This is a genomic window from Kiritimatiellales bacterium (assembly GCA_041656295.1).
Classification (GTDB): Bacteria; Verrucomicrobiota; Kiritimatiellia; order Kiritimatiellales; family Tichowtungiaceae; genus Tichowtungia.
Genome location: JBBADV010000019.1, coordinates 25286 through 48806 on the forward strand (window position 1 = coordinate 25286; position 23521 = coordinate 48806).

Here is a 23521-nt window from a genome sequence, read left to right on the forward strand (position 1 = left end):
CATTGCCGATTTTTTCAAGGAGCTGTTTTAAATGAGTCTTTCTCGCGCACAGCAGGTACGCCGCTCGGTGGAGGCGGTGATTTCCGCAAATACCACGCGCGGCAGTGTGCTGGAGGATTGTGCGCGGTATGGTTTGCCGCGTGAACAGGATTTACTGTGGCAGAATCAGGCCGAGGGAGTTGAGAAGCCGAATCCGGTTTCGAGCGAAATGTGCCGCGCGATTGACCGGTTTGTGGCGTTTATGTATTCCAACACGGTCGGGGATATGTCCGACCTGTTCAGTCTGCGCGATTTGAACGAAGAGAATAACAATCAGTCGTCATACAGCAAATGGTACGGACAGGTTTCCGAACGGATTATGAAGCTGATCCGGGCATCGAATTTTCCTTTGACGGCGCATGAAATGTATTATGGCTATGCGGCGGGCGGACAGGGGTTTCACAGTGTTGAAATCGACGAGCTGAGCGGGCGGCTGCGCAACCGGGCGTATTCCCCTTTTGCAGGAATCTGGATGACGGTGGACGCGGACGGCATGCCAAACGGGCTCTACCGTAAAATTGATTTCACGGCGCAGCAGGCGGTGGAAAAGTTTGGTGCAGAGAATTTATCTGAGCGCATTCAAAAGGATGCAGAAAACGGCCATACCGAAGGAAATAAACACTGGTTTTATTATCGGGTGGCGCGCCGGCAGCAGCGTAAGCGCGAGTTAAAAAGCTGGCGCGGCATGGAGTGGGAAGCGATCTGGATTGAGGCGAACAGCGACAAAGACCGGATTGTTGAAGAGCAGGGGTTCCGCACGTTTCCGTTTCAGTGTCCGCGCATGTATGTGGCACACAACGAAACGCACGGCCGCGGCATTGTCCATGCGGCGATGTACGACACACGGGCGATTCAGCGTGCGCGGTATGATTATTTTGATGCGATTGAAACATCGATTAAGCCGCCGCTGGTTACGAATGACGAGGATGCTGCTGAAAACTTCGACCGGCGCGCCGGCAGTGTGACGCTGGTTGATGATACGGATGCGGTTAAAGAGGTTGGCGGTAATCCGAATGTGATGGCGGCGAAGGATTTGAACGAGGAGTTGAAGCAGTGCATCCGCTCGGCGGCATTTCTGGATCTGATTGAGATTATTGACCGGAACAAAGTCTACCAGAATCCGCAGACGATGTATCTGATTGAGCAGCAGATTTCCGGGCTGATGCCGGTATCGGCACGGTTGCGGGCAGAGTTTTTTGAGCCGTATGTGATCCGGGTGTTCGATTTGATCATCGAGCGGGACCGCGGACTGCCGGAGGAGGCGCGCACCCTGCCGCCGATTCCTGACGGACTGCTGGATGAGCGCGGGGTGCTGCGCTATCAGGTGGCGTTTTCGATGCGGCTGGACGAGAAAATCAAGCTGCTTCAAAACACTGCACTGTTAACGTTTCTTGAATATGCGGCGGCCGTCGGCGCCAGCTATGAACAGAATCCGCAACTGGAGGCACTGATCCCGCGCAGCAAGGCACTGCGGCATCTGGCGGAAAACACAAATGTGGATTCTGATCTGATTAACGATGATACCGAAGAGCAGAAAGTGCTGGAAGAGATGGCGGCAGCGCAGGCGCAGGCGCAGCAGATGGAGATGATGAAGGGCATGGTGCGGCCGATGGATATGGCGAAAGCACCGGAGCCGGGCAGTCCGATGGAGCAGAGTGCCGGCGGGGCAGGTTTTGTCGATTGACGATTGCCGATTGAGGACTTGCGGAAGGTGATTTTATGGCGGCAGGACAGGGAACAGAAAAAAAACTGGCGGCAGCGGCAGCAAAGCGGCTGGCGGGCAACCGTAATTTTAAAACGGTGACGGCGTATCTGGCGAAGAAGGCGCGGTTTGGGCGCAGTCCGTTTTCCGACAAAGGCGCAGAGGATACGGCACGCTGGATCGGGCGGCAGGAACAGCATCAGCTTTTAATGAATTTAGTGTATGGGAAAACGACGGAGGATGAATAATGAAGAGGTTTGGAGTTCATAGTTCATGGTTTTGGGGGCTGGCAGGAATATGTTCGATGTATCTGCCGATGGCGCTGTGTGCAGTGCGGCATATTGAAGGCGGCGCGGATGGCGGCGGAGGAGGCGAACCGTGGTACGGGACGGAGATTGCGGACGAGGGGTTGAAAGAAACACTGGGCAGTTTTGAAAGCCGCGACGCGGCGTTTGCGGCGTTGCATGAAAACCGGCTGGCGGCATCGAAATCTCTCACAGAGCGCATTGTTGCGGAAGATCCCGAGCTGACAGAGCATGCCGGTTTATTCGACCGGTTTAAAAGTCCGGCCGCACTGGCGAAAAGTTATGCCGAGTTAAATAAAAAATTCAGTGAAGGTGGCGGATTAAAGCCGCCGGGTGAAAGTGCAACAGAGGAAGAGAAAGCGGAGTTTAGTCGTCAGCTTGCGAAGCTGGCGGGGCGCCCTGAAACACCGGAAGGATACAGTTATAAGCCGGCACAGGAGGCGATTGACGCCGGGCTGGATATGGACCATTTCAACGGCAGAATGAAAGAGCTGCATGAGGCGGGTTTTTCTGATTCTCAGGTGACGAAGGCGATGCAGTTGTTTGAAGAAGAGTCGGCGCTGTCCATGGATAAGCTGCAGGCGATGCTGGATGAGCAGTATAAAGAGGCGCGCGACTGGGGTGTAAAACGCTGGGGTTCGGATGCAGATGCAAATTTCCGTCTAGCTGGACGGGCTATGGAGAAATTCGGATTAAAAGAGTCTTTGTACAACAGCGGACTGCTGAATGACTACCGTGTGATTGATGTGTTTCATCAGCTCGCCGAGGCGATTGGCGAGGGGAGTTTACCGGCCGCCGGCGGCGGAGCCGGCAGTGCGCAGGAACGGCTGAGTGCATTGATGGCTGATCCGGCTTATGCGAATCCGCGCCTGAGAGTCGGCGATAAAGCTAACATCATGCAGGATATTCTTGAGTTGAGAAAGCAGATTCCGGGCGGAGGGAAGTAGGGGAGAAGGAAGAGAGGGAGAAGGCACAGAGGGGCAAAGGCACAGAGGCACAGAGAAACAGCAGGAGGCGGATATGGCGAAAAAAGTAAGCGCAAAAGAAAATACAAAAACAGAGACGGCAGAGACGGCAGACGCGCCGGTTACGGCGTATGTTCCGTCTAAAAAAACGTCCGGCGAACAGAAGCCGGGGCCGAAGGTTCCGCCGTTTTTAGTACGGCGGCTGGCGCGAATGAATAAAAATTAAAGCTCCGTAAAGCCGGATGCGTATATAGGGCGGAGGGAGAACCTTCCGCCCTGTTTCTTTTTCAGGGAGAAGGCCTGACTGCCGGCGGGCAAGCCGCCCGGATAAGCGCGTAACGCCAGAGCACCTTCGGGTTGAAGGAGAATGTTCGAAATGGGTCCGCGAAAGCGGGTGAATTTTGAAAGTGAAAATCAACTTGGAGAGATGAAATGGATATTACGCATTATGTTCAACAGTTTAATGCAGCCGTTCAGCAGTTAGCTGGCGGACCTGATAGAAGTTACCTGCGCGAAGCCGTGGGGTTTAAAGGCAATCCGACCGGAGAAACAGACTGGCTGGATGCGATTGCTCCGGCAAACAGAGCCGGCCGCACACGGAAGGTCAGCGATTTGACCAACCGCCAGACGTATGACGCCCTGGCGGAGATGGATCAGACGGCAGAGAATTTTATTCTGCATAATTTTACGCCGAATGATGGAGTGACGAAACTCCGCACACCGGCACAGCCGAATAAAATTGATGTGGCGCACTGGTTCTATCCGGAAGCGAAAGATTTTCTGGAGCTGTCGGATCCGACCAGTCGCACGATGAAGACGCTGATGGCAGGTTTCTGGCTGAAAATTGATTCCATGATCATATTGGCACTGCTGCGTACAGCAGTTCAGCGCAAGAGCACATTAAACAGCACACTGCATAATGTGACGATCCCGGCGAGTCAGGTTCTGCCGGATACCCGATATGCCAATGCAGATATAAAGCTGTTCAGCGCGGTGAAAAAACGCTTTTCGAAAGCGTACTGCGGGAATCAGCGCATCTATTTCGGCATGGGGCCGGAGATGTGGGAAGCGTTGGTGAATAACAGCGGCGATAAGCTGAACAACAAGGACTATGTTGACAGCGCACGCTATTTTTCAACCGGCGAACTGCCGGCGGTTTACGGGTTAACTCCGCTTGTTCATCCGATTTTTGAAGACGCGGAAACGCTGGGAGCACTCGGATTGATTTCTCCTGAAGATGGTGAACTCGGCACAGTGGCCGCGTGGACGGAAAACGGCGTTACGTGGGACGAGTGGAAAGGCATCAATTCCGGGATGGAAGGCCCGAACCTCTTCATGAACGGCCAGAGCATTGCGACGGTGGATGTGTATGCAGATTGCGTGCGCACGGACGACCTGCAGGTTGTGCAGGGCGCAGTGATTGGCGACGTGGACTAAAACTAAACCGCCCCGTTGAGTGCGGGGCGGATTCTTTAAACAGGAGAAGCAGATGAAAAAAATGATGATGATTATAACAGCAGGTCTGGTTGCAGCCATCAGTGCGCAAGCGCAGACATTGATCAGCCGCGGAGCCATGCCGGATACAAACAACGTGGTGAATATTGAAAACACGTTTGCTGATACGGCCGTGCCAAAGCTGATCTATACAGAGCTGACCGGCACGACAACGAATGCGGTTACCATGGCGTTTATACCTGCAGTGTCAACCAATGCGGTAGATTACGGAAAGGTTTACCGGATTGGAACATTTTCGACGGTGGGCAATGCTGAGGCTCCGATTGTGTTAAACGATCCGCTGAACGTCAATTCGGCAGGATCAGTCGTGTTAAAGCGCGGTGATGTGCTGCGGCTGACGGGCGCCGGCGGGACCAACCGCACAAACGTTTATTACCGTATTATTTTCGAAGTCAAGTGATCTCTGTCCTGACTCGAACCCGGCGGGGCGGGGGTGTGGTGCCCTCGCCCCGCATTTTTAAGGAGAGGTTATGGCATTGACGAAACCGCAGGATAAAACGGCGCTGGTGAATCTGGCACTGGCGCAGATCGGGGAAAGCCCGATTCGTAATATTGATTCTACAACCGACCCGGCGGCGGTGAATGCAAAGGCGGTGATTGATCAATGTATTCTTGAAGTGCAGGCGGATTTCTCGTGGCCTGAACTGAAAACCGCCGCGGTGATTCAGAAAGATGCAGAGTATACACCGACAGGCAGTGATCCGTTTTCTTCGTGTTTTAAACTGCCGGCGGATTATGTGCGCCCCTGTAAGGATGTGAACGGTCTGGTGGTCACCGGCCGGGGCGGCTGTGCGCTGCGTTATTACATAAAAGGCGGGATGGTGTATGCGGACGGGGATGAGATTGTTTTGAATTATATCCGCGAGAGCGATGATCCCGGAGAGTGGACGCCGTGGCTGGTGAAATCGGTCTATCACGCAGTGGCGATACTGCTGGCGCCGGCGCGCAATAAGAGTGCGACGTTAGTGGACCGCCTGATTCAGATTTATGAGCAGATTGTGCGCAAACGGATGCGCCACCGCGCCTCTGCCGGGACGGTGCGCGAACGCCGGCAGCATACACCGGGCAATGGATATGACCGCGCCGGAAGGGGGTTATTCTAATGGGGCAGCAGTTGCGGGCAGTGCGCCGGAGTTTTAACGGCGGGGAGATTGGAGAACAGCTTTGGCGCCGTTCAGAGCTGGATCCGTATAATAAGAGCTGTATCTCGCTGCAAAACTGTATTCCGACGCCCTACGGAACGGCGCTGATGCGTAACGGGCAGGTGATGGGCGGATATGATCCGCTTTCTTATAATCAACCTGCCGGGAGGGAGTTCCCGTTTGAGTACAGTGCAGAGGTTGCCTACCGGATTTTGCTGACTCCGGCGGGGAAGATGTATGTGTTTAATATCGGCGATGTGTTTGTTCCTCCGGCAGCGCTGCCGGCAGATTTTGTTTTTGATAGCGGCGATGAACGCGTTCACAGCTATTCAGCCGAAGAGCTGAGGGAGATCTGGTTTTTTCAAAGCGGTGATGTGATTTTTCTGTTTCATGAACGCCACCCGACCATGCGCATTGAACGGCACGCAGACGAGGATTGGCGCATTGTTGAACATCAGTATATCGGCGGGCCGATGATGCAGGATCCGCCGGCGGGACGCTCGATTATTGAAACCTATGAGTATGCGACGGGCGGGCTGGAGTATGTACAGCAGACGAAGACGAAATATGATCCGGAAAGCTCAACGGGAGAGTTTTCTCCAATCTATCTGGATGAGGGCGCCGACCTGCCGCCGAATCTGAATTATATTGAAACGCGGGTTTACGGTACTGAGTTAAAAATTACACTTGGCGCTCATAATATCGTGCGCGGCGATCAGGTGGTTATTTCCGGCATGTCCAACGGGGATCACGACTGGGGCGGAGAGCATACCGTATTAAATACCGGGGCGGACTGGATTACAATCCCGGCAGAGCGGGAGAATATCCAGACGTTTGATGTTACTCCGGAGGTCTATCAGGAAGAGACGAAGGAAGAATGGTTTGATGATGATGAAGGCGGTTATTGGGAGAGCCATACTGACTGGGAGCAAATACAGAGTTACAGCGAAGAGATGCTGAGTTCTGCATACAATAATAACTACAGTTTAACAGGTTTGTCCGGGAATGTGACTAAAGTTGTATCTGTCGCATCCTCCCAGGAGGCCGGACATGTAAACATTGTCTTGCGCCCGCGTATTTTCGGTCAGGACGGCCCGGATTATAAGCGCGGTGATGTGGTTGTCCGGCAAAGTGAAGTGATAAAACAAATCGGGGGGTTTTCGCGTGTCTTCTGGAGAAAAGAGCAAAAAAACATCACTTCATCCATTTGGCACTATTATTATTTAAAAATCGCAGTTGGATCGCACGGGTTTAAAGAGGGTGATGCGGTTTGGATCAGCGGGGTTGGTTCGCCGTATGACGGGACGCAAACCGTTCTGAAAATAGACGGGACTGCAATTTATATTGATTCGCGGATGTCGCACCGGTTCCGGGCCTCCGGCGCGTTTCATGAGCGCCATTTTAACGGAGTTAAGCTGATTGATACAAACGGGTATGGGCCGGAGCCGGACATTAACGCGGCGCCCCCGGCTCTGCCGGCGCATAATGCGCAAACGAAGGTGCGGCGGTCGGCGTGGCACACGGATGATATTTTCATGAACATCCAGGATGCCACAGATTCAAATGCGCTGCCGGCGGAATCTCCCGGCGTAAATACATATTGGCGGAGTGCGCCGGTGGTCTCAGGAACGGTGATTGCAGAGACAACGAGCGGTGTGTTTTCGGCGGCAGATACAGGGCGGTTAATTCGTGTGCTGCGTCCGGCGCCGACACTGAAAGGAATATTTACCGGACCGGATGCACAGAGTGAATATAGCGCGGCAATTCCGTGTTCCGGCGATATTACGCTGACAACCCGCGAGGGTGTCTGGGCGGGTGTAATTGTTTTGCAGGAGAGTACAGATTACGGGGAAACATGGACGGATCGCGGGAAAATTCATGCTCTGGATGGAAATTATAACGGTACGATTACCCGGTCGGCGACATCCGTAAAAAGCATCTGGCGCGTCTGGATGAGAGAGTATGAAACCGGAAAAGTGCAAGTGGATAAAAACCCGACCGGCTGCAGGTATGTTTTAGAGCCGGTTGAAAGCCTCAGCTACGTATACGGCACAATTCATCAGGTGATTTCTCCAATGCAAGTGACGGTTATGCTGGAGACTCCGATGACCGAAAACATAACGACAACAGAGTTTGTGCTGGGCATTACAGGAGGAGCGCGCGGGTATCCATCGTTCGGATTTATTCATGATGAACGTCTGGTGATCGGCGGCATACCGGGGAATCCGCGTTATGTGTACTGTTCGCTGACGAATGACTGGAGACGGTTTGATTATGGCCAGCTGGCAACATCGCCATTCAGTTTTACTTTTCCGGGCAATAAAGCGGAGCTGGTGGAGTGGGGGGGTTCGCTCGGCTATATGGTGTTCGGCACGTTGTCCGGCGAGTGGTCGGTGAAACCGCGCGATGCAGCGAAAGGCTATTCGTTTGATAATTTAAAGATTGAAGAAATATCGGCGATCGGCAGCGCGGCCATCCAGCCGGTGGTTCATAAAGATACGATTTTCTTTTTCGGGAATGACCGTAAAACGATCTGGGCGATGGCGTATGAGTATGAAAAGGACGGGCTTTATTCGAAACAGGTTGATATTCTGGCGCCCCATCTGCCGGTCGCGCCGGCGGTGATGATGTGCACTACATCAACTCCGTGGCCGGTGATCTGGGTGCTTGATGCCGCCGGCGGACTCTATTCGCTGGTCTATGACATTACCAACAACGTGATTGCCTGGTCGCGGCACACGTTCACCTATTCCGGTTTTGCGGCGGCGACGCTCCGTTCCATTATTTCTGTGAAGAAAAACGGCGTCAGCGTGCTGGGGCTTTTGCAGTCCAGCAGAAATATCGGCAACGGCTGTTATGAAATCCGGCTGGAGGGAGATTCGCAGCTGCACAGGGATTATTTTTTCAGCGCGACCGCCCAGCCGCTGCACAGCAAAATTGCCGTGGAGATCCGGCCGACGTTCCTCACACAGGACGAAGAGGGATTGAACGGCGGAAGTGTTTGGAAAACTGCGGCGATGGATCTGTTTACGATTGATACAGAAAAAGTTGAAGTGTGGATTTCCGGCATGGATGAAGACGAATGGCGGCCGGTGCCCATTACCGGCAGCCGTACCCGCGCGGCACTGGAAGCCTCCTGTACAGAGGATTTTGATCTGGTTCTTCGCAACGGGACGGAAGACCACCACTGGGAGCTGGCGGCTTTTGTGCTGAATTTTGAGCGGACAAATTCGGAGGTCGTCTGATGTTTACGATGCTTTTTTTAACGATCGCTTCACTGGCGATGACCGCCTATGGCTCAATTATGCAGTCGCAAGCCGCCAAAGCACAGGCGTCGGCGCAGAAGAAAATCGGCGAATATAACGCGAAGCAGGCGCAGAAGGAAGCACAGCAGGAGCGGCTTGACCGGGATGCGGCGGAAAAAGAGGAGCGCAAAGAAAACCGCCGCCGGCTGGCATCGATTGAAAACATGTATGCCGCCTCCGGCGTTCTGATTGACGGCACGAGCGCGGTGGACGCGCTGGCGGCGCAGAGCGCGGCGGATGAGCTGAACGTGCTGAACCGCAACCGCGAGAGTGAAAACCGGGCGCGCTCGCTTGAAAGCCAGGGGAAGATCGGGCTGTGGGAATCGAACATCAAAGCGCAGTCGTACAAGATGCAGGGGCGCGCGGCGCTGGTGGACGGCGCGGCGGATGTTTTCGGGATGGCGGCGGGCGCGGCCGGAAAGATTGCGGAATCGAGAAAAGCGGCCGACGCCGGCGGCGGAAAACAGAACAACAGTTTATTCAGCGGATTATTCGGCAAAAAATAAGGACCGGTATGGCAGAAGCACAGTTTGATTTCAGAGTGGATACAGGGCGGGCAGATGCGCACCGGCCGCTGGCGCCGGACAGTGCGGCGCACGCCGTGGGCGCGGGCTATGCGGCATTCGGGCAGAGTATACGCCGGGCGGCACACACATTGAATGCGGTGGTTGACGCACATTTTGAAAAAAACAAACGGATTGAAATTCAAGCCGACGACGCGGCGTTCAAAGCTTTTGATCAGAAAGTGCTGACCGAGCTGAACGGCCGTGCACTGCAAACGGGCAGCCCGGAAGAGGTTGAGAAAATCTATGCCGAATATCAACCGCGCCTGCAGAAGTATATTTCCGGCAAGGGCGAGGGCGGCGCGCCGAATATCCGGTGGAAAGATCATTACCGGCTGCTGGAGCAGAGTATGCCGGCGTTTTCGATGCAGGCGAAAAATAATGTGATCCGCCGGACGCTGGAAATATCCACCCAGGAAACCGTAGCAAAAGAGCAAAATGCAATCACGACTGCAATGGCGGCCGGCGATTACAGCGGCGTAGAGCTTTCTACACGCAATATCGCGCAGGCGCGCGGCAAGGGGCCGGAAGAAACCAAGGCGATGGTGGCGGCGAACTTAAAGGCAACGGATAAGACGCAGGCAAATAATTTGATCGGCGCGATGAAGCAGATGCAGCCGGAGGAAGCTGATGCGGCATATGAGCAGTTTAAGAAGGATTTAGCGGGGTTTGAGCATCTGGATGAAAAAGAGAGGGGCGACTTTTTAGAGGCGGCCGGCAGGGAGCGCGCCTTTGCGCATCACCGGCATAAAGCGGAAGAGGATACCCGGCAGCGGCAGGGCGTTCAGGCGGTGAGGAGTTTTGTTGTTGAGCATCAGCGCCTGCCGACGCCGGCAGAGATTCTGACCATGGAGGGAGTGACGGATGAAATCAGGGGCAAGCTGGCGGCGCGGCGGTATGAACTGATTGCACCGGAGTTTGAAATGCAGGCGGCACAGGAGTTCAGTGCCGCGCTGGCGGCGTATGATCCGGATAATGATCCGGACGGCTTTCAAATGCTGGAGCATTTACAGCGGCTGGATGGATTCAGCGCACCGGCGAAAAAGTGGCTGAATAAATGGATCGAACCTCGTGCAGGGCTGGACGAGAAATATAAGCGGATGCAGGATGCGGCGTCTGCGCAGTTGACTAAAATGATGGTTGATGCCAATCAGCGCGGATTCTGGAAGCCGAAAGTTCTTTCATATGGCGACGGCCATTCTAAGAATCCATTAAAAGACCCAGCCAGCGAATTTTATAACACACTGGCAACTGCTCTCGATGATCTGGATACGTTTGTTGTTAACCGTATGAAAAAAGGATCAACGCACGCTCAGGCGGTAGAGGACTTTTTTAAACAGGATTACATCAAAGACATTCAGGAAAAGAACGGTGTTAAAAATTTCATAGCAAATATGAGACAGGCTCATTCGCCGGCAGGATCGAAAACGCTGCAGGACACAATCAATAAGAGTCAGGCGGAATACTTGAAGACGAATGCACCCATTCCTCTCGGACAGAGGATGAATTCCAAAACCGGAAGAATGGAGTATTACTTTAGCGACGGAACAATCAGGGAGGCACGATAATGGGTAAGCTGCCGGAGGGGTTTGTGCCGATTGAGCTGCCGGAGGGGTTTGAGCCTATTACACCGGATCAGCATGTTTCGTTTGGCAGTGCGATGCCGCGAGATCCATTAAAACAGATATACGACTATACAAAATCCGGAAAATATATTCCTGAAAAAGAGCGCACGGCGCTTGTCCGTTCGGTTATTTCTGCGTGGGGATTTGATACCGATGGTGTGGATTTTGATGCGCCTCCAACGCTCGTGGAGAGAGAGCCGAATCGGAATCCATCTTCTTATACCGGACTGATGGGCGGAATGTCTGTGCCGAGACTCGTGCGTTCAACGGACGATCTCATCAAGCAGGCGCTTGGCAAACCGATGTCGATTGAAGAGGCGGAGAAAGAGATTCTGGGACGGCTGGGGCGCATTTATGATGATACAGAACTGCAGCGAGCGCTGCGCATGCCGGTTGATAAGCTGACAGACATTGCGGTTGAAAAGGAAGATTCAAAGCGGAAGAAAGAAAACGCAAAATTATATAGCGGACTGTATGCCGGCGTGAATGCCGGTCTGCCGCCGGGCGTTACTGTTCCGGTTCCGGCGCACATGATGGAGCGGTATAAGAAAGAGTCTAAAAAGCCGGTCGATCGAGACAACCCGACAGAAACGACAGCGGCAGTTGAAACAGAATTAAATGAACGGTTTGGCCGGTCGCCGGCGGATATGATTCAGGAAGCACAGCGGGTTTTGACGCGCAAAGAGCAGGAGATATGGCTGGCGGTATTGAGTGGCGCGCGCGGAGAGGGCGAGCAGGGGGTCTCGGATGTGGTGAATGCGTATCGGGATGAGCTGCTGGCGATGTCTCCAGATGCCTACAGCTGGGGTCTTTCAATGGCGCTGGCAATGGTTCCGGAATCGGATGCCGGTTTTGTCCGGCGAATTCTTCCATCGGCAACTGCACAGATGTCGCGGCGCTGGGAAAATACATTTCGTTCGATGCGCAATCTCGGCTCTGATTTGTTTGACATCAGCACGATGGCGGCGCGGATCGGCAGAGAGCTGGAAAGCAGATTTCCGATTGAAAAACTGCTGGATGAAAATGGGGGCGTTCGTCCGGAGGTTGCAGAGGATGCCGTTGCAGCGGTTGTGAAACTGATGCGGCGGAAAGAGGCTCCTCGCGGTGCATCGGGACAGGATTACGCTGCCCGGAAGCGCCAGACAGAACGAATGGAAAAGGATGCACGGGAGCTGCTGGAAAACTTTAGCGAAACCCTGCTGCCGGCTTATCAGCAGGCGCGGCTCGACCGGATTAAATACGGAGCTGCAGCGGTTGCGGCGCCTCAGTATAAGCGACTGAACTGGCTGGCGGAGACTACGCTGGAAGGAATCGGGACGACGGTGGATATGGTTTCGCTGGCAATGCTGGCGCAGATTCCGGTTGTCGGCGTTCCGCTGATGATGGCCAGCACATACGGATCGTTTCAGGCGGAGCTGGAGCAGCGGCTGGTTTATGACCACAAGATGAATCTTTCCGACGCGCGCCTGATTTCTGCGATTGCAGCGGTTCCGTATGCCATTTCAGAGCAGTCGGAAATATTCACATTCGGCAAGGCGCCGAATCTTGCGCGATATATTGGAAAAAAAAGCGCACCGAAAGAGTTTCTGTATGCGTTTGGAAATTATTACCGGCGGGCGGTATGGCCGGAGCTGCGTGAAGAGTATATTCAGGCAGGCATTGAGTTTGCGGCCATGGAGACGGCACGCCTGTTTTTTGAATCCGAAGGAATCGAGTTTACAGATAATTTGCGCGATGCGGTGATTGATGCCCGGCAGGCGACGGCGATTATGCCGTTTGTGACGGCCGCCGGCGGGTTTTCGTCCAGCATGGCACAGGCGGCGCGCGAAGGCACACTGCGGGCGTTTGTTCCAATGGAATTTCGTGACGCCATTCATTCGATCAAGTCGCCGGCGGGAGTGTATGAGTCGGTTCAGAAAGCGCGGCGGGCGCTAAATGCGATGGATGAGCAGGGGCTTCGCACGGATCAATATCCGGACAGTATTGTGCAGCAGGTTCGTTTAATGGATATGCTCGGAATGGTGCCCGACAGCGGATCTGTGCGGTTTTCATCGCAGCAGAATGACGATGGTACATTCAGCGGGCGCTGGCACGCAACGGCGATGGGCGCGGACGGTAAGCTGCAGATTGTTGAAGGCAGCGCCGGCGAAAACTTTTCTACATCTCAGGAGGCAGTTTCCGGCGCAGAAGCGCTGTTTAAAACAATAAACCCTGAATTATACGCCAAAGCACAGGAAACGTCCAATACAAGTCCTGAGGCGATTGAAAATTCATTGAAAGAATATCTGCAGCAGCAGGGCTATGAGGATCCGGGCGGTGCGCTCGATGGAATCCGCAATCAGATGCAGTATGTTGACGCGATTATGGCACGGCAGCAGCTTGCCATTGAGGGCTATAAGCAGCAGCTCGAACATGAGCTCGCGCAGGAAGATGAGACGGATGTGTTTATCGGCCCGAAGTTTGGTTTGGTGCAGGGCGACATGGATGCCTACGGCTCGGCGCTGGGTCTGAAAACCGTGTATGTTGAAACGCAGCAGGAGGCAATCGACCAGTTCCCGGAACTCGCCAAACAGGCGAAAGGGGAAAAAATTAAAGCGGTGAATCTGGACGGCCGCACGATTGTTCTGGTGGGTGAGAATCTGGAAAACGCGCAGGATGCGCGCGAACAGTGGTGGCATGAAGCGGCCGGACACCGCGGCCTTGATTTGAACCCGAAGGCGCAGCGTTTTCTCGACAGCGTGAAAAAAGAGCTGGGGATGGATTTTATTAAAAGTCAGGTTCCGGAGTTTTACCACAATCAAACTGATTCTGAAATTGTGGCGGAATATCTGTCGCGACTGGTCGGGCTGGCGGGGAAAAGCAACTCACTCGGCGATACACAGCAGGAAAAGAAAGTCTGGGAACGATTTAAAGAGTGGATCAATACAGAGTTCGGTCTGGATCTGCCGGAAACGATTGCGGCGCGCAATGTGGCGCGTGTGGCGCAGGATATTCTGCAGTTTGCACACGGGTTTGATGTGCGTTATCCGGACGGCACGACGGTGAAACTGGAGCGCAAGACGTTCATCCGGCGCGAAGGGCAGTGGGTGAATGAAAAGGGCAAAGCGGTTAAAGACAAAGGACTGGTTGAAACGATTCAGAACGCGGCCGATGAGCAGATTCGTAAGCAGGAAGAGAAAGAGGCGCGTGAGTGGCGCAAAAAGAATGAAGCGCGTATTAAGCAGCTGATGGATGGCGATCCGATTATTCGCATGGTGATGGAGAACGGCGGGATTGCAATGCCGGAGTTAAAGCCGGGCGAATCGTATCCGGATGAATATGCGGCGATCCCGAAGCGGTTCCGCGGGAAAAAAGGCAAAGGGCTGGCGCTGGATGAAATGGCGGATGAGGTGGCGGCGCTGAGCAGGCAGGAGGCGGATTATTCAACATCGGAGCTGCGGGCTTATCTGGAGGCGTTTGAGGACAGCGTTCAGGGGCGGGAACAAGGACGCGAGAGTGCAAAGGAGCAGGCGGAGCTGGAGCAGCAGTTGCTGGATCAAGTGCAGCGCGGAGAGATTACACCGGAGCAATATGAGCGCGCGATGACGGAGCTGGTGGATCCGCGATTCTCGATTGGCGGCGATCGGTTTGTTGACGCTTTGCATGACATTGCGGCGCCGGCACCGGAGGTTGAGTTCTCGCGCGAAGAATGGGGCAGACTGTTCCCTGATGGCCGGGTTGATACTCCTGTTGGTCAAGTAAAGCTCGGAGAGCACCAGTTTGAAAAGCTCAAAGCAAAAAGGCGCAGTTGGCAACTGGGCATGATGCACAGCACTTTGACTGATCCAGCTGTGGTGATTGAGCAGCCAAGCGGTTCGTGGGCATTTTTAAAAGCATTTATTGACGGGGATAAAAAACGGCGGTTTCTGTCAGTTGCAATCAGTAAAGATGGTGAGCGCATTGTTATCACCAACCACATGAAAAAAGAGAAACAGGTGGAGGTAATAATGCAAAACGGCAGGCTGGTCTTTCAGACCACCGCACTGAGCGAACGTTTAGGCTCGCCGCGGAACCAGCCTGCCAATGAGAATAAGACACCATCTGCCGGTGAGAGTCAACCCCGTTTTTCGGTCGCGCCACCGGTGGATACTCTGGAGTTCAAACGCTGGTTCGGAGATTCAAAAGTGGTGGATGCGTCCGGCAAGCCATTGGTGGTTTATCATGGGACTCATGCTGATTTTAATGAATTTTTAAAACAGGAAAATAAAAACGGTACGCGGCTTGGTGAAGGGTTCTATTTTACAGCAGATCGCAGACTTGCGGAACGTTATGCCGGCAAAAGCGGTCGGGTTTTAGAAGTTTATTTAAAAGCGGAAAGACCGTTCCGTATCAGTGAAATGGCCGGCGCAGAGCGCGAAACAGCGTTAAGTCATGAAGGACATTATACAGAATTAGGATATGATTCATATTTTGATCCGGATATGCACATAATTGTTGTTCATGATTCAACGCAGGTAAAAAGCGCAACGGACAACACCGGCACATTCGATCCCGGCAATCCAGACATTCGGTTTTCGGTTTCAGGAGATACAGAACTCCCGATTACTGCTCTGTCCGGCGAAAAAATTAATATTAAGCAGGCATACGAAATTTATAAAAAGATCCAAAACGCCGGCGATATATTAAATGAGGATGGCGGTTTTTATCTACGTTTTACCGGCTCCGGAAGACAAAAAACAGTCAACACTTTATCAACGTCTGGAATCCCCGGTGCGTTAAGTTTAATTGAAGCGTTGCCGGAAATTGCACGGACGGCAGTCGCGGTATATTCACATGACGATGCGCGCGGTGCATCTGAAATTGAGCGAATCAACCGGCTGTTTGCTCCGGTAATGCTGAATGGTGAGGTATATCGTGCAAAACTGACCGTCAAAAAAATAACTGATTATGACAAAAGCGGCGACGTTAGAAAACTGTACGATGTTGCTTTAGATGGAATAGATAAAGCTGACGTCAAATTAATCACCCATGCTGATAACAGCCTTGATGATAGCCCGTCAGCTTCAACCATCAAGCTAGATGATATGATGGCAGGGTACAAGGACAATCAGAGACGTTTTTCCTATCCTGATAATTTCAGTCCGGGAGCTCGGTTTTCCATCGAGCAGCGCAACGATCCGTATCAATCAGCGGCGGTGTACATCGCAGGGCAGATTTATAACGGCGCGTTTAACGTAAAGCAGGGCAAAGGTAAACAGCGCGGACAGTGGTTTCCGAAAACGGATGCAGAGAAGGCGGCAGAAGTTCGCAATATTCTGAAAAGCATGGGCGCCGGCATGAATGATGCAGCGGTGAATGAAGTGCTTTCAATGGCGACTGCTGCGGCAGCGGCGACACTGCGGCAGAAAAACAGTTTTAAGAACAATGCACAGGTGAGCCGGTTTATTCGCGATGAAATGGCGCGGCAGTGGTTTAACCGGCAGGTTGAAGAGGTTTACCGCGCCGGGCGCGAGGGCGGGCGGATTGCGGCAATGGCGGCGGCGGAAGTTCGTTATGAACAGGAAAAGGCGGCGCAGATGCTGCTGACGTCGCGGGTGGGGATGAATGCCGAAAAGCTGCTGGAATACAATCTGGATCCGCGCCGTCTGCTGGAAAAGCTCGATCTGGAGGTGGCAGAGCGTAAACCGCCGGCAGAGCTTTTGAAACGAAAACCGCTTTCTGATGCGGAGTTTGAGAAGGCGGTTGAATCCGGTACGCCGATCGTGCGGGATTTAAACGGAGAAACGGAGCAGATTTATAAAGTCAGGGTCGATGATTTCATGTTCAGGCTGCGCAGCGCAGTGGTGATGGAACTGCAAAAAGAGGGCGTGATTGGCCCTGTGCGCTTTTCATCACTTGCAATGTGTTCACCGGTAGCGGTGGCGGAATTCAGGCAAACGCTGAAAACCATTTTAGGGCAAATGGCGGCGGATCTGACGTATGGATTCCGGCGGGATGTGATTGAGCGCCGGATTAACTCGCTGGACAATGTTAAACTTGGCAGTGCGCTGGAGAGACGGGCGTCAATCATTCTGCAGCAGATGTTAAATGCGCAGGATTATGAGACGCTGCAGGGGCAGATTGATCATGTGCTGGAGGTTACGAAGCAGTTTAGCGGGCATTTGAAATACCGGCAGCAGGAGATCAGCCGGGCGGTGAATGCGCGGGCAACAAAAATGTTCCGGCATATTCGCGGGACGACCGACCATGCCGGTGTTCTGTTTATGTCTCCGGCGGCGGTGGAAACAGAGATGCAGATGTTGCACGACCGGATCAATAATCCGAATACACTGCGCGCCGCGTTTCCGGAAGGAACGGATTTGGATGACGCACTGCAGGATACGATTGACCGGTATAACATGCTGGAGCGGTTTGGCGCATTTAAATATAAAAAACCGGCGGAACGGGCGGATGCCGTCAACTGGCTGAATGAACGGCTGGAGTCTGAGTTAAAGGCGCAGGAGGAACGCCGTGAGAAAGTAAAGGCGGAAGCCGGGAAGATTCAGGCGGCGCTCATAAAAACGCTGCCGCGCCGTAAAACAGAGGGGTATAATAAACGCTCGCCGAAAGAGTGGTGGGCGGATGGAAACTCTCAGGTTTACATGATCGAGCACCGTCTGCTGGAGCTGGTCAATTATGGCAAAGGTGCTGATCGAAAAGCGGCGCAGGAGTTAATGCAGAAAATATCCTTTGATATTGCGAGCGCAAACTTCCAGAAAAACAACAGTACGGCGAATGATAATCTGGCATTCGGCGAAGCCTTACGGCGGATTTACGGTGTCCGGTTTGCCGAAAACGAAGTCCGGGCGCTGATGACGCCGAGCGAAGAGTTTCAGCGGTTCAGCCTGTATGGCCAGAAGCTGAGCCGCGCACAGATTCTGCAGATGCTGGGAATGCTGGCACAGCAGGATATACGCAGCCGCGCCGAAGCGATTGCGGAAATTGGTGATGTGCTGAAAGCAATGCACGGCGGGGATGTTGTTAAGTATATTAAACGGCACGGCATTGAGGCGGTTGCAGAAAGCCTGTATCAGGATGCAGATGAGTTTATAAAATACCGGCTGAAAAACGGCATGGAGCTGTCCGGCTATCAGGTGTATCAGGCGGTGCGCGCGGTACAGGAGGGTTCTTTTCTGGCTCAGCGTTTGGCAATGGAGAGCGAAATGATTGCCGCGCTGCGGAAAGTGAGCCCGAAGGATTTTGAACTGCTGAACTGGTTTCGTGATTATTACCGCCAGAACCGCCCGGAGCTGAGTGAAGTCAACAAACAGATTACCGGCTTTGTGATTCAGCCTCCCGATCCGCTCTACATTCCGGCCAAGGTGGACTATATGGCGCCGCCGATGTCGTCGCTGCATGTTACAATGCCGGTGGTTCCTCCAAGTCTGACGCCGCGCGTGTTCAGCACACGTGACCTTGATGAGAGCGCAGATATTGTGAGCATTTATATGCGGCGGCTGGAATCGAACCAGCATTTTATTAAATTTGCAGGAATCCATCAGCAGGTCGCACGGATTTTTAACGATCAGAAACTGATGAAGGCGATCGAGCTGACGCACGGGGCTCGGTTTGCAGAGCAGCTGATAACACATTTAAGAGATACGATCAGCGGCCAGCCGGTGACCAGCGGCCGGATGGAGGCTATTGACAGTCTGGTGAATTTCTTTTCCGTTACACGGCTGGGCTGGAATCTCAGCCTGTTCCCGAAACAGGTTACAAGTATTCCCTCATTTGCGATGTATGTGCCGGGATGGGATTTCATGCGCCATATTGCGACAGCGTTCACCCCGGAGGGCATAGCAACGATGCGCGAAATCATGAACAGCGAGCATGCTAAAACGCGCCGGCGCGAAGGGTTCACGCAGGTTGATCGCGAAATTCTTTCCGGTTTAAACGAAAAGGGAATGACGTTCTGGGAAGGATATAAGCGCTTTGGGCGGTTCCCGACCGAGTATGGCGACATTATGCCGACGCTGATTTTTGGGCAGGGTTATTATCGCGCCATGCTGAATGATGCCGCACAGCAGGGAATGAAAGGCGAAGAGGCAAAGTCATGGGCAATGGATCAGCTGTGGCGTCTGGTTGAGATGAGTCAGCAGTCCGGCAGCATTATGAATATGCCCGAATGGCAGCGCCACGGCGGGAGCTTTGGGCGCGCACTGGGTCAACTTCTTTCAACGCCGTCACAGTTCTGGGCAAAGCAGGTATTTGACTGGCGGGCATGGCGGGCGGCGCTTGAGGTTGAGGGGTTTGGGTCAGATAGAGAAAGCGCCGCTCGTGCGCAATTCCTCAAGACCTCCTTTATCAACCATGTTCTGCTGGCCGGACTTTATAATGCTGTGTCGATAGCGTGGCGCGGGATGCTGGGCGAGCCGCCCGACGAGAAAGATTTTATACAGCTGGTTGAAAGCATCCTTGTCGGGCCGTGGAGCGGAATCCTTGTGATTGGTGCGATTCAGGAGGGAATGGCGCATGGTCTTCTGACGGGCGAAAGCGGTTTTGGCGGCGGTGAGATGATTCCGATTGCCGGGCTGGCGGCAGATGCACAGACAATCGGCGCGGCGGTGAACGCGGCTCTTTATGGCGACTGGGGCGAGGTGTGGAAAGAGCTGGAGAAAATAATGAAGGGCGCCGTGCCGCCATACCGTGACGTGAAGAAGGCGTACGAAAATTATTTAGAGTGAGATGCGTATATAGGGCGGAGGAGTTTTTTATGAAAAAGATGTTATTTGCAGTTATGTGCCTTTGTGCCTTTGTTCCTATGTGCCTATCTGCTGCGCAGTGGACAATGACAATTACCGGATCAACCCGGTGTATTCCGCGTAAGGATATTGCACGCGAAAAAACTGTTGCACCGTGGGAAGCCGGGGAGGTTTCTGCCGGGGATTATGTGATTTCAAGTGCCGCCCGGTATTATATGGCGACCTCGTCCGGCACTGCATCGGTTGAGCCGGCGCACCGGAGCGGTCACGTTACCGGCGCAGATGGAATCGGCTGGATTGTGGTGACAGATACGTTTGGCGAAAATGGCGTGATCGCGTGTGTAATGACAGATACAGCAGCGCACTATAACCTGAACGCAGCAGCTTCCACGAATGCCCCCTGGATGGTGAGACAGATTTACGATCCGCAGCGCGGCGCATGGTATTTTACTCCGATGGGCGGCGGCACGGCCATTATTTCTTTTCTTGAACTGTAATCTGGGAGAAATCAATGAAGTCATTTTACTATCTGCTGACCATTGCTTTTTTATACCAGTGCCAACCGTTGCCGGCGCAAACGCTTGGCGTTGAATCGCTGCCCGGAAAGCCCGGGGCAATCCCAGTTTATGTTAACCCGGGTCTGCTTGGAGATTCGGGGATAATGGCTGAGGACATCCCTACGCTGGAGCAGTTTAACTCTTTGTCGAACGCAGTCAAAGGGAAGGTAGACAACTCCGGCGGCACCGCCACAAATCTGACGGTGGCTGGAACGTTTAAAACGGCGGAGGTGACTAGCGAGAACGATTTAGTGCTAACCTCCTCGATGATTTCTGGGACATATCAATCAAGGATATACTTGTCGCCTTTGGATTCCGTTCGCCCGCTATATTTTTACGAAGACGCTTCTGGTGATGATTGGGTTTCACTCTATACCGAGCTTGCACTGCTGGAGGACGTGGGGGAGGTTTCCGGTGAGATTGACGCGGTGATAGGTGAGATCGGGCTATGCAAACAGGTTACGAGTCCGCGCCTTGAGGTCGTGAGCAACCGTTTAATAACGGTGGAGCAGGAGGTTGAGTGGACGACTAATAAGGTGTGGGAGTTTGGTGCGGCGACGAATTGGATTCATCCGTCGCGGTTGGAGTATGGGAAGAGCTACGCTTTGTTAAATAAGTCTTTAGAGGAAAGCACATGGTCGAACGCGATTTTTCTTTTTGATGCGGCACTGCCTGCATACAAAGCCGGACAGACGACCGCCCGCTGGCTGGACTGGAGTCCTGAAAAAATGGACATGGTTCAACCGACCGTGGCACGACAGCCTGCTCTAACGAACACTGCATCTGGCGTGGCGTACTATTTTGATGGAGCAGACGACCGGCTCTATACGCAGGGCAACATAAACATTGGAACAAATGATTTTTTAATCGAAGTTGAAATGGAGTTTTTGGAAACGATTACGACAAACAATATGTACGTAAACTTTTATGGTTATGGGACAGGCATAGGTTCCGCAACTAACGGCTATATTGTCGCACTCCATACTTATTCTTCCGACAATCTGCGAGCGATCGTCGGCAACACTGCGTTGAGCCCTGTGTCGTACATGTCGGAGAATATTGGGAAAGTTGGAAGTTTAGTTGGAACAGGATTTCGGCGTGTGTGGTTTAAGAAGATAGGCACGGTGCTTACTGCCGGAATTGATGGCGATATTAAAGCTACAGCGACGGCACCGGAAGAACTGCCGGTGATGCAAAATGTACCGTTTTATTTCGGGAATCCGGCGACGCCTCAACCGCCCGCGTTCAATGTTCGCAAAGCAAAAATCATCGTAGGAGATGTGCAATGAAGAAACTGATTACACTGATTTTAATTTCATCGCTGACGGCGTTCTCTGCTCCGGTGCTGGTGCTTGGAAAAGCTGATTCAGATGCGGCAGAGAAGTCCATCATCGGCGGCAACTATGTACGTTCGCAAGGTGGTACAGTGTGGCTGGTCGGCTGGTGGGTTCAGCCGGATTTTAGCCTTCTGCCGGAGAGCGATACACATGCAAATATAGACATTGCCGAAGCACCGGCGTTCATCACCGGCTCTACAGGTTCGGCAACGATCTCCGGAGTTGTCGATTATCACACCGCGCTTTCAACGCTGGGGCTGTCGCAATGCGATGAGGAAGGCAATGACCTGGAAGGCGGTGAAGGATGAACCGGTGTCAATCTCTTCCAGTGTTAGTGTGGCTCTTGGTGGTGATTTCAACATCCGTGATGGCGGTGGGGATTGATGTACTGGATAGAGCCAATGAGCTTTCATGCTCAAGCGCGCCGACGCTGTTAAGCTTCATGGTGCTCGTGGAAGGCTTTGCGCTTTCCATGTTATGGCGAGCCTTGAGACAGGCTGAGGCAAAGAATGTTGAACGGATGGAGCGGTATAATGAAACGCTTGAGAAGGTGCTTACAGAAAACAATAAGGCAATCAGCGATTTAAGACTGACGATTGCCGAAGCGAAGAAGTAAGAGAGGACACGCAGATATGAAGAAGTTATGGAACGCAGTAAAAAAAGCATGGTCGCTGGTCGGTGAAAAAATAATCGAGGCGGCGATGGGCTATGTGACGCCTGAAAAAATGATCGGCTTGCAGATTCGCGGGCTGAAAAAATTAAAAGCACGCATCGAGAAAAGCAAAAACACGAAAGACGATGTTCTTTTGCCATCTATCAACGCAACGATTGATGCGCTCGAAAAAGCTGTCCCGCAAGGTGCTTAATAATGGATTCTGTCCTGCCAGTGTGGGCAGCGATTACCGTCGCCGTAATTATCGGCGTGGTAAAATTGCTGTTTACGCGGGCTGATAAAAAAGACGAGGACTCGCTCCATGTTAAAACGAATCCTGACGATCCTGACGGCGTTGCTGATTTTAACGAGCGTGAGCGGTTGCGTGAGCCAGGGGAGCTTCCGCCCGAACCCTAAAAGCGTCATTTACGTCGCCGAAGAAACCGGAATTTACATTCCGCGAAAATCTGTTATGTATTACGCCGCTGGCGGAAAAATGATGCTGAATGACCGGGCGTTTTATATTCCGTATGGATGGCGCATTTCCGGCCCGAAAGAATAGGGTCTGACAGCAACCGAAGTGCAACCAACGCTAAATTTTTAAAACTGTATAGCGGTTGAGATTGTCCCTCACTGCCCACCAAAATTATCCGGCCGTTTGTTGAAAATTCCTGTATAGATATCATTTTACAATAAAATCAAAAATATTGCAGCACAGGATACTTACACCGCTGTTAATATGCTGGTTTGGCGACCCCTACGGGAATCGAACCCGTGTTGCCAGGATGAAAACCTGGAGTCCTAACCGCTGAACGAAGGGGTCATTCAGAAACAAACGCGCTAAGGTAGCAGACCAGTACGGCAAGGCAACACAAAAGATAATTTTTTTATAACTTCGAATTGACTCATAAAAAACGACACCGAAGCACGGGCCGCAGAGGGGGGCGGATTGTTTCGTTGACTCATCATGATGACACCCTGTTGCTGGAGGGATGGAAACGATGAGTCTGGAGTCAAGAGCGCAGGATCTGCGGGTTCAATGCCGCAGATATAAAACGGCGGGCAAGGCGTATAAATCGCGCCTGATTGATGAG

At 52.9% G+C, this 23521-nt stretch carries 17 protein-coding genes and 1 tRNA gene; 17 read left to right on the forward strand and 1 reads right to left on the reverse strand.

Annotated elements, in window-relative coordinates; genetic code table 11:
* The first annotated feature begins 31 nt into the window (after positions 1–31).
* From WC959_10740 to WC959_10820, 17 genes are all read left to right on the forward strand, one after another.
* Positions 32–1723 (forward strand): portal protein, encoded by a 1692-nt coding sequence (locus WC959_10740; protein ID MFA5689605.1) that lies wholly within the window; start codon positions 32–34, stop codon positions 1721–1723.
* Between the two features lie 35 nt (positions 1724–1758).
* A complete protein-coding gene (locus WC959_10745) occupies positions 1759–1989 on the forward strand; it encodes a hypothetical protein (GenBank protein MFA5689606.1) in 231 nt (76 codons plus the stop codon).
* On the forward strand, positions 1989–2993 hold the full coding sequence (locus WC959_10750) for a hypothetical protein (protein MFA5689607.1): 1005 nt from the start codon (positions 1989–1991) through the stop codon (positions 2991–2993). Before WC959_10745 ends, WC959_10750 begins: the two co-directional genes overlap by 1 nt.
* A gap of 73 nt (positions 2994–3066) precedes the next feature.
* Positions 3067–3237, forward strand: a complete 171-nt coding sequence (locus WC959_10755) for a hypothetical protein (protein MFA5689608.1) — start codon at positions 3067–3069, stop codon at positions 3235–3237.
* 206 nt (positions 3238–3443) lie between these two features.
* Positions 3444–4448, forward strand: coding sequence for a phage capsid protein (locus WC959_10760; protein MFA5689609.1), 1005 nt, complete (start codon positions 3444–3446; stop codon positions 4446–4448).
* 52 nt (positions 4449–4500) lie between these two features.
* Complete coding sequence (locus WC959_10765; protein ID MFA5689610.1) at positions 4501–4926, forward strand: hypothetical protein; 426 nt, start codon at positions 4501–4503, stop codon at positions 4924–4926.
* A 70-nt stretch (positions 4927–4996) separates the two neighbouring features.
* Entirely contained in the window at positions 4997–5629 is a 633-nt protein-coding gene (locus WC959_10770) for a hypothetical protein (protein ID MFA5689611.1), read from the forward strand.
* Positions 5629–8913, forward strand: coding sequence for a hypothetical protein (locus WC959_10775; protein MFA5689612.1), 3285 nt, complete (start codon positions 5629–5631; stop codon positions 8911–8913). Before WC959_10770 ends, WC959_10775 begins: the two co-directional genes overlap by 1 nt.
* Entirely contained in the window at positions 8913–9479 is a 567-nt protein-coding gene (locus WC959_10780) for a hypothetical protein (GenBank protein MFA5689613.1), read from the forward strand. Before WC959_10775 ends, WC959_10780 begins: the two co-directional genes overlap by 1 nt.
* A gap of 8 nt (positions 9480–9487) precedes the next feature.
* Positions 9488–11104, forward strand: coding sequence for a hypothetical protein (locus WC959_10785; protein MFA5689614.1), 1617 nt, complete (start codon positions 9488–9490; stop codon positions 11102–11104).
* Entirely contained in the window at positions 11104–19863 is an 8760-nt protein-coding gene (locus tag WC959_10790) for a PBECR2 nuclease fold domain-containing protein (GenBank protein ID MFA5689615.1), read from the forward strand. Before WC959_10785 ends, WC959_10790 begins: the two co-directional genes overlap by 1 nt.
* Positions 19864–19892: 29 nt before the next feature.
* Positions 19893–20378, forward strand: coding sequence for a hypothetical protein (locus tag WC959_10795; GenBank protein ID MFA5689616.1), 486 nt, complete (start codon positions 19893–19895; stop codon positions 20376–20378).
* 14 nt (positions 20379–20392) lie between these two features.
* Positions 20393–21727, forward strand: a complete 1335-nt coding sequence (locus WC959_10800; GenBank protein MFA5689617.1) for a hypothetical protein — start codon at positions 20393–20395, stop codon at positions 21725–21727.
* Entirely contained in the window at positions 21724–22083 is a 360-nt protein-coding gene (locus WC959_10805) for a hypothetical protein (GenBank protein ID MFA5689618.1), read from the forward strand. The genes WC959_10800 and WC959_10805 overlap by 4 nt, the downstream gene beginning before the upstream one ends.
* On the forward strand, positions 22080–22391 hold the full coding sequence (locus WC959_10810) for a hypothetical protein (protein ID MFA5689619.1): 312 nt from the start codon (positions 22080–22082) through the stop codon (positions 22389–22391). The genes WC959_10805 and WC959_10810 overlap by 4 nt, the downstream gene beginning before the upstream one ends.
* Before the next feature lie 16 nt (positions 22392–22407).
* Positions 22408–22641: a hypothetical protein gene (locus tag WC959_10815; GenBank protein ID MFA5689620.1), complete on the forward strand. Its 234-nt coding sequence runs from the start codon at positions 22408–22410 to the stop codon at positions 22639–22641.
* Positions 22642–22749: 108 nt separating this feature from the next.
* The gene (locus tag WC959_10820) at positions 22750–22989 is read left to right on the forward strand and encodes a hypothetical protein (GenBank protein ID MFA5689621.1); all 240 of its coding nucleotides are present in this window, start codon (positions 22750–22752) and stop codon (positions 22987–22989) included.
* 186 nt (positions 22990–23175) lie between these two features.
* On the opposite strand, the gene WC959_10825 is transcribed toward WC959_10820, so the two are convergent.
* Positions 23176–23250 (reverse strand) — tRNA-Glu (locus tag WC959_10825).
* Positions 23251–23521: the final 271 nt, after the last annotated feature.

Coding starts and splice junctions, on each gene's coding strand:
- WC959_10795 (MFA5689616.1), top strand. CDS start 19,893: ATGAAAAAGATGTTATTTGCAGTTATGTGCCTTTGTGCCTTTGTTCCT.
- WC959_10815 (MFA5689620.1), top strand. CDS start 22,408: ATGAAGAAGTTATGGAACGCAGTAAAAAAAGCATGGTCGCTGGTCGGT.
- WC959_10740 (MFA5689605.1), top strand. CDS start 32: ATGAGTCTTTCTCGCGCACAGCAGGTACGCCGCTCGGTGGAGGCGGTG.
- WC959_10805 (MFA5689618.1), top strand. CDS start 21,724: ATGAAGAAACTGATTACACTGATTTTAATTTCATCGCTGACGGCGTTC.
- WC959_10765 (MFA5689610.1), top strand. CDS start 4,501: ATGAAAAAAATGATGATGATTATAACAGCAGGTCTGGTTGCAGCCATC.
- WC959_10810 (MFA5689619.1), top strand. CDS start 22,080: ATGAACCGGTGTCAATCTCTTCCAGTGTTAGTGTGGCTCTTGGTGGTG.
- WC959_10775 (MFA5689612.1), top strand. CDS start 5,629: ATGGGGCAGCAGTTGCGGGCAGTGCGCCGGAGTTTTAACGGCGGGGAG.
- WC959_10800 (MFA5689617.1), top strand. CDS start 20,393: ATGAAGTCATTTTACTATCTGCTGACCATTGCTTTTTTATACCAGTGC.
- WC959_10755 (MFA5689608.1), top strand. CDS start 3,067: ATGGCGAAAAAAGTAAGCGCAAAAGAAAATACAAAAACAGAGACGGCA.
- WC959_10780 (MFA5689613.1), top strand. CDS start 8,913: ATGTTTACGATGCTTTTTTTAACGATCGCTTCACTGGCGATGACCGCC.
- WC959_10760 (MFA5689609.1), top strand. CDS start 3,444: ATGGATATTACGCATTATGTTCAACAGTTTAATGCAGCCGTTCAGCAG.
- WC959_10820 (MFA5689621.1), top strand. CDS start 22,750: ATGTTAAAACGAATCCTGACGATCCTGACGGCGTTGCTGATTTTAACG.
- WC959_10790 (MFA5689615.1), top strand. CDS start 11,104: ATGGGTAAGCTGCCGGAGGGGTTTGTGCCGATTGAGCTGCCGGAGGGG.
- WC959_10750 (MFA5689607.1), top strand. CDS start 1,989: ATGAAGAGGTTTGGAGTTCATAGTTCATGGTTTTGGGGGCTGGCAGGA.
- WC959_10785 (MFA5689614.1), top strand. CDS start 9,488: ATGGCAGAAGCACAGTTTGATTTCAGAGTGGATACAGGGCGGGCAGAT.
- WC959_10745 (MFA5689606.1), top strand. CDS start 1,759: ATGGCGGCAGGACAGGGAACAGAAAAAAAACTGGCGGCAGCGGCAGCA.
- WC959_10770 (MFA5689611.1), top strand. CDS start 4,997: ATGGCATTGACGAAACCGCAGGATAAAACGGCGCTGGTGAATCTGGCA.